The following is a 13,625-nucleotide window of genomic DNA, read 5'->3' as shown; positions in this document are numbered from 1 at the left end:
TAACCGCAGCAATAGCTTCGGTAAAAACCCGCACGGGATGACCCCGATGCGGGTTTTTTTACGCCTCGATAAGCTTGTGACATCAAAAAAAGAGAGGCTCGCATGAATCGCCAACCCCTGATTTCCCGCCGCACTTTTGCCGGCGGCACTGCGCTGGCAGCGGCGGCGCTGGCACTGCCGTCCCTTCGCGCGCAGCCCAAACTTGAAAAAACAAAAGTTGCGCTGGCGGTTGGCGGCAAGGCTGCGTTTTATTACCTGCCCCTGACCATTTCCGAGCAATTGGGATATTTCAAGGCTGAAGGCCTGGACATCGAAATCAGTGACTTTGCCGGGGGCGCCCGCGCGCTCCAGGCCGTGGTGGGCGGCTCCGCCGACGTCTGCTCAGGTGCCTTCGAACACACCATCAACCTCCAGTCAAAAAACCAGATGTTCCAGGCCTTCGTACTGCAAGGAAGGGCGCCGCAGATCGCTTTCGGCGTTTCAACCAAAAACATGCCGAACTACAAGACAGTTGCCGACCTCAAGGGCAAGAGGATAGGGGTGTCGGCACCGGGTTCATCCACCAATATGATGGCCAATCTGGTGCTGTCGCGTGCTGGCCTCAAACCCGGCGACGTGAGTTTCATTGGCGTCGGCACGGCGGCAGGTGCGCTCACCGCGTTGCGGTCGGGCCAGATTGACGCCATGAGCAATACCGATCCTGTCATGACCATGCTCGAGCAAAAAGGCGAGGTGAAAATCATCAGCGACACGCGCACCCTCAAAGGCACGATCGAGGTTTTTGGTGGTTCCATGCCGGCCGCCTGCCTGTATGCGCCGGCAGAGTTCGTCCAGAAAAATCCCAACACCTGCCAGGCGATGGCCAATGCCATCGTGCACGGTCTCAAGTGGCTGCAGACTGCGGGCCCCGGTGACATCATCAAGGCGGTACCGGAGAGCTACCTGCTGGGTGACCGAGCGCTGTACCTGGCGTCGTTCAACAAGGTGCGCGAGTCGATTTCACTCGACGGCATCATTCCTGACGATGGCGCGCGCACGGCCCTGAAGGCGCTGGCCAGTTTCGATCCGAGCATCAAGGCTGACAAGATCGATATTGCCAAGACCTACACGAATGAATTCGCGCGCCGGGCGAAGGAGCGCTTCAAGGCGTAGATCTTGGCCCCCACGCTTTTCACTTCGCCTTCGGCTCTGTGTAGTGCGCGAGGCCTTGCAGGCCGCGGCTCGCGAGACGCTTCACCTCTGTCGCCCGTCCAAGCCTGCGCAGGCAGGCTTGGAGCTGCGGGCTCCAGCCCCTCGGGGGCGCTGCGCCTGCGGCCCGGCAAAGCCGGTTCCGCGGCCCCTGCTGGTGAAGAAGGAGGTCCACCGCTGCGGTCGTACGCGCCCCAAATCTCTCATCGTTGAACTGCCTCGTGCCGGCAGCTTGCGGTAAGCTCCCGCCATGCGCGAACCCGACAACGCCTACGCCCTGGAGCTGATCGACATCAGCTGCACGTTTCGCTCTCGTGACGATGCGGGTCAGCGCTACACGGCCGTCAGCAACACGACGCTGCGCATCAATGCGGGTGAGTTCGTATCGGTCGTCGGGCCCACGGGCTGCGGTAAATCCACCTTGCTCAACATTGGTGCCGGCCTGTTGGCGCCTTCATCGGGCGAAGTGAAAGTCTTTGGCGCCCCGTTGGCTGGCATTAACACCTGTGCCGGCTACATGTTCCAGACCGAAGCCCTGATGCCGTGGCGCAGCGCCATCACCAATGTGATGATGGGCCTGCAGTACCGCGGTGTTCCGGACGCTGAGGCGCGCCGCCAGGCACAGGCCTGGCTGGAACGCGTTGGCCTGGGCGAGTTCGGTGACCGCTACCCGCACCAGCTCTCAGGCGGCATGCGCAAGCGCACCGCGCTGGCCCAGGTATTGGCACTGGATCCCGACATCATTTTGATGGACGAGCCTTTCAGTGCGCTGGACATCCAGACCCGCCAGCTGATGGAAAACGAAGTGCTGGACTTGTGGGCCGCTAAAAAGAAGGCGGTGCTGTTCATCACGCACGACCTGGATGAGGCCATTGCGATGAGTGACCGTGTGGTGGTGCTTTCGGCAGGCCCGGGCACGCATCCCATCGGTGAATTCGCCATTGACTTGCCGCGCCCGCGCGACGTTGCGGAAGTACGCAGCCATCCGCGCTTCGTGGAATTGCATACGCAGATCTGGAATGTGCTGCGCGATGAAGTGCTCAAGGGCTATGCGCAGCAACTGAAGAAGGCCGCCTAGAAATGAAGCTCACACGTTCATTCACTGCGTGTGGTTCTCTGCTCCCCCGGGAAGCTGCGCGTGCCTGGGACGACCCTGCGCTGCGCGCGGCCTGATTATGTGGCGCCACATCAAACCTTCCGAAAACAACCTGCGTGCCTGGCAGATCGGTTTGCTGGCCGTCATCCTGCTGGCCTGGCACTTTGCCTCACGCGACCAGCAGGTTGCTTTTTTCCTCGGTGAACCGATCAAGGTGGCGGGCCGCGTCTGGAGCTGGTTCATGCCTTTCGGCTTCGGTCCCGGTGCGCTGTTTCCCGACGGGCTGCCCGGTAATGCCGACATTTATTTGCATCTGGGCACCACGCTGCTGGAGACCGTGCTGGCTTTCGGCATAGGCACGGTGCTGGGCCTGGCCTGCGGGTTATGGCTGGCACTGGCGCCCACGGCGAGCGCCATCCTGGACCCTTACATCAAGGCAGCCAACTCGATGCCACGTGTGATCCTCGCGCCGATTTTTTCATTGTGGTTGGGCCTGGGCATCTGGAGCAAGGTTGCACTGGCCGTCACGCTGGTGTTTTTTATCGTGTTTTTCAACGTCTACCAGGGCGTGAAGGAAGTCAGCCCCGTGGTGCTGGCCAATGCCCGCATGCTGGGCGCCAACCAGCGGCAACTGCTGCGTACCGTCTACCTCCCGAGCGCTACAAGCTGGGTGTTCTCCAGCCTGCATACATCTGTAGGCCTGGCGTTTGTCGGCGCTGTGGTGGGCGAATACCTTGGCTCGGCGCGCGGCGTGGGTTACCTTATCCTGCAGGCGGAAGGCACGTTTGATGTCAACACGGTGTTCGCCGGCATTGTGGTGCTCACGGCGTTTGCGTTGGTGCTCGACAGCATCGTGGGCCGGCTGGAAAAACGCCTCATGAAATGGCAGCCGCGCAGCGGCGAGACGGAAAAACTCTAGCGTCTTTGGCGCGGCATACGGCCTCTTGTGAGCGTGCGGCGGGCCGCACATAAAACTCTTCCTGTCGTCCTACAGCTTGAAATTGCGTGGCTCCGTACAGTCAGGGCTGGATCCGCATGGGCTTTTACCTTTCATGATTGATAAAAGGGCGGGGCTGAAGCGGGCCGGCAGTCGATATTACAAAGGAAATCACCATGAATCTTTCCCTCAGCATCGGACCTCTCGTTTCCCTGATCGCGGGCATCCTGATCTTGATCATGCCGCGCCTGCTGAACTACATCGTGGCGATCTACCTGATCGTCATTGGCCTGATCGGCTTGTTTGGCGTTGGCTCGATGAAGCTGTAGCTCCACCGCGCCTTGCGTCTGGTCGTGCCAGGCGCCTCAGCGCTTTTTCGATTTCACAACAGGTTTTGCGGTACTGCGCTTGACGGCTTTGACGTTGCCGCGGTTGCGGGCCTGGCCGGCAGAAACGCTTCGGGTTTTGACTGGAAGGTACACCACCACTTGATGGCCCAGCTTGAACGCGCTGGAGGTGCTGACGTTGTTCCATTCGGCAACGCTGGAAGCGCTCAGGCCGTAACGCTTCGCAATGGTAGCCACTGATTCGCCCTTGCGCGCCTTGACGGTGGTTCGCCGGGTCACGACTTCCGGGGAAAAAGATACCTGGGCCGTGTCGGCGATATGGCTGGTGACGTCGGTTTCGATCTTGGCCGAGCGTGGCACCAGCAGGGTAGAGCCTGCCTTGATCAGCATGCGCGGCGGAATGTTGTTGACGCCGCGAAGGTCGGCTTCGCTCATGCCGGTCCGCCGTGCCGCCTCGGCCGGGTTCATCGTGCTGGGGGCTGTCCAGGCCGTCCAGCTGGCGTATTGTCCCTGGGTGTAGGCCTCGAAATTGCGCTGGAAAACTGTGGCGTTGTCCCACGGCAGCAGGATCTGGGGTGTACCTGCAGCGAGGATGACAGGGCGATGCGCTGAAGGGTTCAGCGCCTTGAAATCCTCAATCTTGACGTCGGCAAGACGCGCAGCCAGGGCCACGTCGATGTCGCGCGTGATCAGCACCTGTTGAAAGTAAGGATGGTTTTCAATCAGCGGCAGCTCGGTGCGAAACGCCGGCGGGTTGGCGACGATGTTCTTGACCGCCTGCAGCTTGGGCACGTAGAGGCGGGTTTCGGCCGGCATGTTCAGGTCGGTGTAGCTGGTGCCAAGGCCTGCCTTCTGGTTTTTGGCGATAGCCCGGCCCACGCTGCCTTCACCCCAGTTGTAAGCTGCCAGCGCCAGATGCCAGTCGCCAAACATGCCATGGAGCTTCTGCAGGTAGTCCAGCGCGGCGCGGGTCGAAGCCAGCACGTCGCGGCGGTCATCGCGGAAGGCGTTTTGCTTCAGGTCGAAATACTTGCCGGTGGCAGGCATGAACTGCCACATGCCGGCGGCTTTGGCACTTGAAACAGCCTGTGGGTTGAAAGCGCTTTCGATGAAGGGCAGCAGCGCCAGTTCGGTAGGCATCTGGCGGCGCTCGAGCTCTTCAACAATGTGAAAGAGGTATTTGCTGGATCGCTCGGTCATGCGCTGGATGTAGTCGGGCCGGCTGGCATACCACTGCTCACGGTCGGTCACCAGTTCGTTTTGCAGATCCGGCATGGCAAAGCCGCGGCGAATACGGTCCCAGAGTTCTTTGGGCGGCTCGGTAGATGCGATCTGGTGCGATCCTGCCTGCCCTGGTGTGATGGGCTGTAGCGGCCCATTGGGCAACAGCGGTTTGGTGGCGGCGGGGCCGCCACTGGTTGTCAGTACCGGGTCGCTGGGCAAGCCGGGCGATTGCGTGGCGCAGCCCGCCAGCACAGCCGTCACAAGGACAAAGGCCCATGAAGCAATGCGGAAACAGGGAAAGACGGGAAATTTGGAAGCTGCAGTGGCGTGGTCGTGGGGCGTCATTTGAATTGGTTTTTCCACTGCCGGATGGCGGCAAATACGGTGCTGTCGTCATGGGCCGACGCATCAAAGCGCCGGGCAGCTGCCATGATAGTGGGTTGGCGGGTTCGCAAAAAGGGGTTAACCAGCAATTCCTTTGCGATAGATGTCGGCAACGTCGGCTGGCTTTGGTTGCGAAGTGCCGTGCATTGAGTCAGGTAAGCCGCCAGCTCGGCGTTGTCGGGCTCGACAGCCATGGCAAACCGCAGGTTGCTCAGTGTGTATTCGTGGGCGCAGCAGACCACTGTATTGCCGGGCAGGGCGGAGAGCTTGTCCAGCGAGGAAAGCATTTGCGCCGGCGTGCCTTCAAACAGGCGCCCACAGCCGCCAGAGAACAATGTATCGCCACAAAACAGCAGTGGTTTGCCGTTCACCCCCTGTGCGTAATAAGCAATGTGGCCGGCCGTGTGGCCAGGCACATCAATCACCTGGAAATCCATGTCGAGGGCACGCGCCAGATCGCCACCCTTGAGCGGGAGGTAAGGCTGCGGAATGCGTTCGGTAGCTGGGCCATAGACTTTGGCACCCGTTGCTTCGCGCAGGACATTGACGCCGCCCGTATGGTCCGCATGATGGTGCGTGACTAGAATCGACTCCAGTTGCAATGCATGCTGCTCCAGCGTGCGCTGCACTGGCCCGGCATCTCCCGGGTCCACGACCAGGGCGCGCTTGCCGTCATGCAACAACCAGAAGTAGTTGTCGTCGAAGGCGGGAATTGGGGTCAAATACATGCGGTGGTTTCGATGAACATGCGGTATCTCGATGAGCTCTGAAATTATAGGTTTGACAGACTGGCTGAAGACCCCGCCGGGCAGCTATCTGCTGGACTGGGAACGCACGCATTTTGATCAGGCCGTCAGTGACGTTTTTGGCTACCATGCACTGCAACTCGGCTTTCCGGAGCTCGATGCCCTGCAAGCCAACCGCATGCCGCATAAATGGCTGGCACTGGAGTCAACACCACCAGTAACCAGTCCCGCCAATCCTTCCGATGCGGGTGGGATTGGTCTCGCCGGTTCAAGTTCCCGGCGTGCAGCGCTTCTGACGGATGCAGGCGCGCTGCCATTCCCAGAGAACAGCCTTGACCTGGTGGTATTGCCGCATACGCTGGAGTTGAGCAGCGATCCGCATGCCTGCCTGCGCGAAGTCAGCCGTGTCCTGGTTCCCGAGGGACGGGTGGTCATCAGCGGCTTCAACCCGACCAGCTTGTGGGGCCTGCGCCAGCGCCGCGGCCACATTTATCAGCGTTGGGGATATGACGACCTGTTCCTGCCCAAAACAGGCGAGTTCATTGGCTATTGGCGTCTTCGCGACTGGCTCAGGCTGCTGGACTTTGAGGTAGAGTCGGGGCGCTTTGGCTGCTACCGCCCGGCGCTGAAGAGCCAGGCCTGGCTGGACCGTTTTGAGTGGATGGACGCGGCGGGTGAGCGCTGGTGGCCTATTTTTGGCGCTGTTTACTTTCTCGCGGCGGTCAAGCGTGTGCGCGGCGTCCGCCTCCTGGAACCCGCTTGGAAGGCGCGCAGGGCGTCGGCGGCGGCACCTGCGGCGATAGCCAACAAAGAGCCGCTCTCCCGCTCACCCAGTGCGCACCCACCTGCCTGAACTTCTTTCAACCGACATGCCCCTCCTGGGGCCTACTGAATCCTCGACCACACATGACCGACATACAAACAGGCACGCCAACCCAACCACAAAACGTGGTGATCTATACCGATGGCGCATGCAAGGGAAATCCCGGGCCAGGCGGCTGGGGCGTACTGCTGGCTCTGGGAGGTACCGAAAAAGAGCTGTTCGGCGGTGAACTCGGCACGACCAACAACCGCATGGAAATGACCGCCGTCATCGAGGCGCTGGCGGCGCTCAAGCGGCCCTGCAGCGTGACGCTCTATCTGGACAGTGAATACGTGCGAAAAGGCATTACCGAGTGGATTCACGGCTGGAAAGCCCGAGGCTGGCGCACCGCCGCCAAGGCACCGGTAAAAAACGTGGACTTGTGGCAGCGCCTGGATGCGCTTGTCAGCTCAAGCGGCCACAAAATCGACTGGCGCTGGGTCAAGGGGCATGCTGGCGATCCGGGCAATGAGAGGGCCGACGCATTAGCCAACAAGGGCGTGGAACGAGCCTTGGGCCGCTTGTAACAAAAAACTTGGCCACGCCTGTTGCCGGTGCGGGAATATGTGCATAAACGCATGCAACAACCGCCATGGGCTCCGCACAAAATCGCATGGAAATTGCACGCCTCCGGCTGCACCATAAGCGTACATAGCATCCTTGCCGGCCCGCTCGTGTACGGCGTTTGGTAAAGCCGTTGTAAAGCTGTCGCGCTTATCCAGCGGAGGGGCCAGAAAAAGGCTGCGCGCGCCGTGGTGTCCTGCTACATTGGAAGTTTGTATCTCTTTGTATAACAAGTTTTCATCCCCATGGCATCAAAAGCAATTTACACAGCGGTCGCGGTAGTCGGCATTGCAGTCGCCTCCGGGGCCGCCTGGTGGCTGCAGAAACCCAAATCGCAGGATGCCAAAGGGACCGGGACCACATCACCATCGGCCGTAGCGCCAGGCCAGGGTGCGAGCGGCGCCAACTCCGGGAAGCCGGTGGCTGTTGAGGCGGCAAAGGTGGAACTTGCAAGACTGTCAGATGACACGCAGGCAGTGGGCAGCCTGCGCTCGCGTCGCGGCGTGGTTTTGCGTCCTGAGGTCAGCGGTCGCATCACCCAGCTCAATTTCACCGATGGCCAGCGCGTGCGAAAGGGCCAGGTTCTGGTGCAGTTCGACGACCAGTTGCCGCTAGCCCAGGTGCAGCAAAGTCAGGCCGAACTGTCGATTGCGCGGGCGAACCTGAAGCGCAACCAGGAACTGGTGGCGCAAAACTTCATCAGCCAGCGCTCGCTCGACGAAAGCGCGGCCAACCTGCAGGTAGCAGAGGCCAAGCTGTCGCTCGCCAAGGCGACGGCTGCGCGCCTGAAGATCGTTGCACCATTTGACGGTATTGCCGGCATCCGGCTCGTCAATGTGGGTGACTATCTGAAAGACGGCGCTGATATCGTCAACATCGAGGACATCGAAGCCATTTTTGTCGATTTCCGCCTGCCCGAGCGTTTCCAGAACAAGATCAGGCGGGGCCAGACCGCCGTACTCGACATCGACGCCTTGCCCGGCCGCAAATACCACGCACAAATCCAGGCGATAGATCCCCTGATCGATGCTAACGGCCGTTCCATTGGCATCCGCGGCTGCATTGACAACCGCCAGTTGCAGCTGCGGCCCGGCATGTTCGCCCGCGTCAACACAGTGTTCGGTGTGCGTGAGAGCGCCCGCGTGGTGCCCGAGGAGGCCATCGTTCCGCAAGGCGGCCGGCAGTTTGTCATCAAGCTGCTGCAAGGCCCGAACGAGCAGACCCGGACCACCAAACGCGTGGAGGTCAAGGTTGGCCTGCGCAGCCCAGGGAAGGTTGAGATAGTTGAAGGGCTGGAGCCCGGTGACACCGTAGTGGTGACCGGACAGCAGCGCGTGCAGCGGGACGGCACGGTGGTCAGCGTGGTGAACGTCGCGGCTGGCGAGCGGCCAGCTTCTGAAAAATCTGGCCCAGGCGCACCGCCGGCCGCGTCTGCGGTTCCTGCGGCGGCGCCCGCTTCGAGCGCCGCCGCAGCTGGCACACCGGCCGTGAAAGGCGAGAGCGTTGTTGTCAAAGCCCAGCCAGCCCAGGCCGGTCCCAATCCTTGCGGGGTGGTGGTCTCGGAGGCGCCCGCCATGGTGGTGCCGGTCCGCAGCATCAGTACACCTGAGCGCAGCCCGGCTACGCCGCCCGCACGCGACCCCGCCTGAGCCTTGAGCCGCGATACCGTTCCGACATACCCCTATGCAACTCGCTGAAGTCTCCATACGCCGTCCGGTTTTTGCCACGGTGCTGTCGCTGCTGATTGTGTTGATCGGGGCAGTCAGTTTCAACCGTCTCACGGTGCGCGAGTATCCCAAGATCGACGAGCCCGTGGTGACCGTGAGCGTGCGGTACGTGGGGGCGTCCGCGGAAGTGATTGAGTCACAGGTGACCAAGCCTTTGGAAGACTCCATTGCCGGCATTGACGGGGTGGATGTCATCACTTCCATCAGCCGCGCAGACCAGGCGCAGATCAGCGTGCGTTTCCGGCTTGAAAAAGACGCTGATTCCGCCGCTGCCGAGGTGCGCGACCGCACTTCGCGGGTACGCAACCGCTTGCCGCAAGCCATTGAAGAGCCCGTGATCGCCAAGGTAGAGGCCGACGCCTTCCCCGTGATCCAGATAGCCTTTTCCAGCGAGTCGATGTCCCGGCTGCAGATCAACGATCTGGTGAACCGTATCGTCAAGCCTCGCCTGCAGACCGTCACCGGCGTGGCCGATGTCCGGATCTTCGGCGAGCGCAAATATGCCATGCGCGTCTGGCTGGATACGGACAAGCTCGCGTCCTACCGTCTCACGACGCAGGATGTCGAAGACGCCATTCGCCGCAGCAACCTGGAGTTGCCCGCCGGCCGCATCGAATCGCAGCAGCGTGAATTCAGCGTGACCTCGCAGACCGATCTGGTCAGGCCCGGCCAGTTCGGCGACATCGTGATCAAGAACGTCAGCGGTTTTCCGATCAAGGTGCGCGATGTGGCCCGTGTGGAAGAGGGCGCTGCGGACGAGCGCACAGCCGTCCGGCTCAATGGCCGTCCCGCTGTGGCGATTGGGGTGATCCGCCAGGCGACGGCCAATCCGCTGGATTTGTCCAAAGGCGTGCGTGATGCCATTCCCCGGCTGAAGGCCGACCTGCCGCCCGATGTGTTGATCGACATTGCCAACGACAACTCGGTGTTCATCGACCGTTCCGTCAAGAACGTCTATCGCACCATCGCCGAGGCCATCATCCTGGTGGCGCTGGTGATTTTTGTGTTCCTGCGCACCATGCGCGCTTCCATCATCCCCATCATCACCATTCCAGTGAGCCTGATTGGCACCTTCGCCCTGATGGCGCTGGCGGGCTTCACCATCAACACCCTGACCTTGCTGGCGCTGGTACTGGCCATCGGGCTGGTGGTGGACGACGCCATCGTGATGCTTGAGAACATCTTTCGCCATATCGAAGAAGGCATGGACCCGTTCTCGGCCGGCATCAAAGGAGCCCGCGAAATCGGCTTCGCGGTGGTCACCATGACGGCCACACTGGTGGCTGTGTATGCGCCGCTGGCCTTCACGCCGGGCCGCACCGGGCGCCTGTTTGTCGAGTTTGCGCTGGCACTGGCCGGTGCGGTGGTGGTGTCGGGGTTTGTCGCGCTGACGCTTACGCCCATGCTGTGTACCCAGCTTTTAAAGCACAACCCCAAGCCCAACCGCTTTGACAGCACCATGGAAATGGTGTTGACACGTATCTCCGACCGCTATGGTGACCTGCTGCGCTGGATCGTCACCAAGCGCTGGGCGCCTTCCCCGGACCTGTCCGGCTGGGCCCAAAGGCTCAGGGCATGGGTGTTCCAGGCACGCTGGATTGTGGTGGGCATCATGCTGCTCAGCGCGTTGGCCATCGCGCTGATCTTCCCGAGCATGAAGCAGGAGCTGTCGCCCATGGAAGACCGCGGCGTGATCCTGGCCAACGTGACGGCGCCGGATGGCGCCACGCTGGACTACACCAACCGCTATGCGCAGGCCCTTGAGAAGATGGGCCAGCCATTCCCCGAGTTTGATCGCATCTTCGGGAACGTCGGCAATCCGACCGTGGCCCAGGCCAGCGTGGTGTACCGTACCGTGGACTGGGACGAACGCACGCGCTCCACCATGGAGATGGCGCGCGAATTGCAGCCCAAATTCAACGCCTTGCCCGGCGTGAATGTCTTCACCATCACGCCACCGTCGTTGGGGCAAGGCTTTCGTGATCGCCCGATCAACTTCGTGATCCAGACTTCCGACAGCTACCAGAACCTCAATGCTGTCACGCGCCAGATGCTGGACGAGATCGCCAAGAACCCCGGCATTGTCTCGGTTGACGTGGATCTGCGGCTGAACAAGCCGGAACTGCGTATTGCCGTCGAACGTGACAAGGCCGCCGATCTCGGCGTCAGCGTCGAAGTGGTGGCAAAGGCAATTGAAACCCTGCTGGGTGGGCGTAATGTGACCCGCTACAAGCGCGACGGCGAACAGTACGACGTGATCGTGCAGACCCAGGCCAGCGGCCGCACCACGCCAGACGACATCGACCGCATCTATGTGCGCGGCCGCAATGACACGATGATCCCGCTGTCGGCGCTGGTGAAGGTGCGCGAGAGCGTCTCCCCGCGCGAACTCAACCACTTCGGCCAGCGGCGCTCGGTATCGTTTACCGCCAGCCTCTCCGGCGACTATTCACTGGGCGAGGCGCTCAGGTTCATGGACCAGACCGCCTCCAAAGTGCTCAAGACAGGCTACAGCACCGACCTGAACGGCACCTCGCGCGAGTTCCGCAACTCGCAGGGCGCACTGGCGATCGTGTTCGTGCTGGCTTTGTTGTTTATTTTCCTGGTGCTGGCCGCGCAGTTTGAAAGCTTTGTGGATCCGCTGGTGATCATGCTGTCGGTGCCGTTGTCCATGCTCGGCGCCTTGCTGGCGTTGAAATGGACGGGTGGTTCGCTCAACGTGTATTCCCAGATCGGACTGATCACCCTGGTGGGCTTGATCACCAAGCACGGCATTTTGATTGTTGAATTCACCAACCAGCTGCGCGGGCAGGGCATGGAGATGATCGATGCCGTGGTCAAGGCGTCGTCGCAGCGCCTGCGTCCCATCCTGATGACCACTGGCGCCATGGTTCTGGGCGCCTTGCCCCTGGCCCTGTCTCACGGTGCAGGTGCCGAAAGCCGCATGCAGATCGGCTGGGTGATCGTGGGCGGCATGTCTCTGGGTAGCTTGCTGGCGGTGTTTGTCGTGCCCACCATGTACACCCTGTTCGCACGCAAGGCCATTCCGGGAGCCAACAAGACCGTTGCCAAGGAGCAGCCGGATGCTCACCATGAGCATCCGGAGTATGTAGCTAAGTAGCTGCCCCCGATTTGCAATGTAAAACGCCCTCTGAGGAGGGCTTTTTTTATGGCCGGTTTGTTTGTGCAGGCGACTAGATGGCGCCATCAAACATGAGGACGTCGACTTCGCCGCCTACCGCCACATTGCCCTGGGCGTGGTGCAGCACGATCAAGCCGTTGGCCTCAGCCATGGAGCGCAGCACGCCCGATCCCTGGCTGCCGGTGGTTTTGACCTGCAGTGAACCGTCGGGCGCGGTAGACACCCAGCCGCGCTGGTATTCGGTGCGGCCGGCCTTCTTGCGGATGGCTTCCGTGCTGCGCGCCTTGAGCAGCGGCGGCGGCGCGGCGCTGGCGCCCATCATCTGGAGCAGGGCAGGGCGTACAAAAGCCAGAAACGTGACCATCACGGCCACCGGATTGCCGGGCAGGCCGAACAGGATGGATCCATTCGGGTTGCTATTCTTTTGATAGCTGTTGGCGCCTTTAATATGTGGGCTGGAGGCTGATTTTGTTGATGAAATGCGCCCCACGGCCATGGGCCTGCCGGGCCGCATGGCAATGCGCCAGAAGGCTACGTCGCCGAGCTTTTTCATCATGGCCTTGGTGAAATCGGCCTCGCCCACGCTGACGCCGCCCGAGGTGATGATGGCGTCGGCTTCCTCTGCCGCGCGGGTGAATGCCGCCTCCAGCAAGGCCGGGTCGTCGCGTACCACACCCATGTCGATCACCTCGCAGCCCATACGGCTCAGCATGCCGAAGACGGTGTAGCGGTTGCTGTCGTACACAGCGCCTTCGCGCGGTGCCTCGCCCAGCGACAGGATCTCGTCGCCCGTGGAAAAGTAAGCCACCCGCAGCGGGCGCCACGTCGCCAATGTTTTGAGACCCAAAGAGGCCGCCAGACCAAGGCGGGCGGGCGTGAGCAGCTCTCCTTTTTGTAGCGCAGGCCGGCCTTGCATGAGATCTTCACCGCGCAGGCGGCGGTTGTCGCCGGCGCGCAGAAGCTTGGGGGGGATGGTGATGAACGTCGTCTGGCCGGGCCCGGTGCGGGTGGATACGAACTCCTGCGGCACCACCGTGTCCAGCCCGGGGGGCATGATGGCGCCTGTCATGATCTTGACGCATTGGCCTGGCTGGACGCTGCCTTGCCAGGCTTTGCCCGCCAGCGCTGTGCCTGGCGCCACCTGCAGCTCAAGCGCCGAGTCTGTCAATTGGCCGCCATCAAAAGCGTAGCCGTCCATGGCCGAGTTGTCGTGGGGCGGTACATCAAAGGGCGAGACCACGTCGCTCGCCAGCACGCGCCCAAAGGCCTGCATCAAGGGCAGTTCAATCACATCCTGCACCGGCAGGACCAGCCTGGAGAGGAAGTCCAGCACCTGGTCGGCAGACAGCGCTTGAGGGTCGTAGCCTTGCAGCTCCGCGGCGATTTGGTCCAGAGTTTTCACGGTTCG

11 protein-coding genes are annotated in these 13,625 nt (G+C 61.6%); 8 read left to right on the top strand and 3 right to left on the bottom strand.

The window, feature by feature from the left end:
* The first annotated feature begins 102 nt into the window (after positions 1–102).
* The 4 genes from ACQ4MS_RS21005 (at position 103) to ACQ4MS_RS20990 (ending at position 3,550) form a co-directional block, all read left to right on the top strand.
* On the top strand, positions 103–1,152 hold the full coding sequence (locus tag ACQ4MS_RS21005; RefSeq protein WP_431096689.1) for an ABC transporter substrate-binding protein: 1,050 nt from the start codon (positions 103–105) through the stop codon (positions 1,150–1,152).
* Positions 1,153–1,438: 286 nt separating this feature from the next.
* On the top strand, positions 1,439–2,266 hold the full coding sequence (locus tag ACQ4MS_RS21000; protein ID WP_431096688.1) for an ABC transporter ATP-binding protein: 828 nt from the start codon (positions 1,439–1,441) through the stop codon (positions 2,264–2,266).
* A gap of 97 nt (positions 2,267–2,363) precedes the next feature.
* Positions 2,364–3,203 (top strand): ABC transporter permease, encoded by an 840-nt coding sequence (locus tag ACQ4MS_RS20995; RefSeq protein ID WP_431096686.1) that lies wholly within the window; start codon positions 2,364–2,366, stop codon positions 3,201–3,203.
* 194 nt (positions 3,204–3,397) lie between these two features.
* Positions 3,398–3,550 (top strand): DUF3096 domain-containing protein, encoded by a 153-nt coding sequence (locus tag ACQ4MS_RS20990; RefSeq protein WP_431096685.1) that lies wholly within the window; start codon positions 3,398–3,400, stop codon positions 3,548–3,550.
* A 36-nt stretch (positions 3,551–3,586) separates the two neighbouring features.
* Here the strand turns inward: ACQ4MS_RS20990 and ACQ4MS_RS20985 are convergent, their stop codons facing one another.
* Both ACQ4MS_RS20985 and gloB read right to left on the bottom strand, forming a co-directional pair.
* Complete coding sequence (locus ACQ4MS_RS20985) at positions 3,587–5,137, bottom strand: transglycosylase SLT domain-containing protein (protein WP_431096684.1); 1,551 nt, start codon at positions 5,135–5,137, stop codon at positions 3,587–3,589.
* Positions 5,134–5,904: a hydroxyacylglutathione hydrolase gene (gene gloB / locus ACQ4MS_RS20980; protein ID WP_431096683.1), complete on the bottom strand. Its 771-nt coding sequence runs from the start codon at positions 5,902–5,904 to the stop codon at positions 5,134–5,136. Before gloB ends, ACQ4MS_RS20985 begins: the two co-directional genes overlap by 4 nt.
* A gap of 31 nt (positions 5,905–5,935) precedes the next feature.
* On the opposite strand from gloB, the gene ACQ4MS_RS20975 reads away from it, so the two are divergent.
* From ACQ4MS_RS20975 to ACQ4MS_RS20960, 4 genes are all read left to right on the top strand, one after another.
* The gene (locus ACQ4MS_RS20975; RefSeq protein ID WP_431096682.1) at positions 5,936–6,775 is read left to right on the top strand and encodes a class I SAM-dependent methyltransferase; all 840 of its coding nucleotides are present in this window, start codon (positions 5,936–5,938) and stop codon (positions 6,773–6,775) included.
* A gap of 53 nt (positions 6,776–6,828) precedes the next feature.
* Positions 6,829–7,311, top strand: coding sequence for a ribonuclease HI (rnhA, locus tag ACQ4MS_RS20970; protein ID WP_431096680.1), 483 nt, complete (start codon positions 6,829–6,831; stop codon positions 7,309–7,311).
* 282 nt (positions 7,312–7,593) lie between these two features.
* Positions 7,594–8,997 (top strand): efflux RND transporter periplasmic adaptor subunit, encoded by a 1,404-nt coding sequence (locus tag ACQ4MS_RS20965; RefSeq protein WP_431096678.1) that lies wholly within the window; start codon positions 7,594–7,596, stop codon positions 8,995–8,997.
* Positions 8,998–9,031: 34 nt separating this feature from the next.
* Positions 9,032–12,196: an efflux RND transporter permease subunit gene (locus tag ACQ4MS_RS20960; RefSeq protein ID WP_431096677.1), complete on the top strand. Its 3,165-nt coding sequence runs from the start codon at positions 9,032–9,034 to the stop codon at positions 12,194–12,196.
* Positions 12,197–12,269: 73 nt separating this feature from the next.
* Here the strand turns inward: ACQ4MS_RS20960 and moeA are convergent, their stop codons facing one another.
* Entirely contained in the window at positions 12,270–13,619 is a 1,350-nt protein-coding gene (gene moeA, locus ACQ4MS_RS20955) for a molybdopterin molybdotransferase MoeA (protein WP_431096676.1), read from the bottom strand.
* Positions 13,620–13,625 lie beyond the last annotated feature (6 nt).

Source organism: Polaromonas aquatica (assembly GCF_050626995.1).
Taxonomy (GTDB): domain Bacteria; phylum Pseudomonadota; class Gammaproteobacteria; order Burkholderiales; family Burkholderiaceae_C; genus Polaromonas; species Polaromonas aquatica_A.
This window is presented reverse-complemented; position numbering and strand designations above follow the sequence as displayed.

Coding starts and splice junctions, on each gene's coding strand:
- ACQ4MS_RS20990 (WP_431096685.1), top strand. CDS start 3,398: ATGAATCTTTCCCTCAGCATCGGACCTCTCGTTTCCCTGATCGCGGGC.
- ACQ4MS_RS20985 (WP_431096684.1), bottom strand. CDS start 5,137: ATGACGCCCCACGACCACGCCACTGCAGCTTCCAAATTTCCCGTCTTT.
- gloB (WP_431096683.1), bottom strand. CDS start 5,904: ATGTATTTGACCCCAATTCCCGCCTTCGACGACAACTACTTCTGGTTG.
- ACQ4MS_RS20960 (WP_431096677.1), top strand. CDS start 9,032: ATGCAACTCGCTGAAGTCTCCATACGCCGTCCGGTTTTTGCCACGGTG.
- ACQ4MS_RS20995 (WP_431096686.1), top strand. CDS start 2,364: ATGTGGCGCCACATCAAACCTTCCGAAAACAACCTGCGTGCCTGGCAG.
- ACQ4MS_RS21000 (WP_431096688.1), top strand. CDS start 1,439: ATGCGCGAACCCGACAACGCCTACGCCCTGGAGCTGATCGACATCAGC.
- rnhA (WP_431096680.1), top strand. CDS start 6,829: ATGACCGACATACAAACAGGCACGCCAACCCAACCACAAAACGTGGTG.
- ACQ4MS_RS21005 (WP_431096689.1), top strand. CDS start 103: ATGAATCGCCAACCCCTGATTTCCCGCCGCACTTTTGCCGGCGGCACT.
- ACQ4MS_RS20965 (WP_431096678.1), top strand. CDS start 7,594: ATGGCATCAAAAGCAATTTACACAGCGGTCGCGGTAGTCGGCATTGCA.
- ACQ4MS_RS20975 (WP_431096682.1), top strand. CDS start 5,936: ATGAGCTCTGAAATTATAGGTTTGACAGACTGGCTGAAGACCCCGCCG.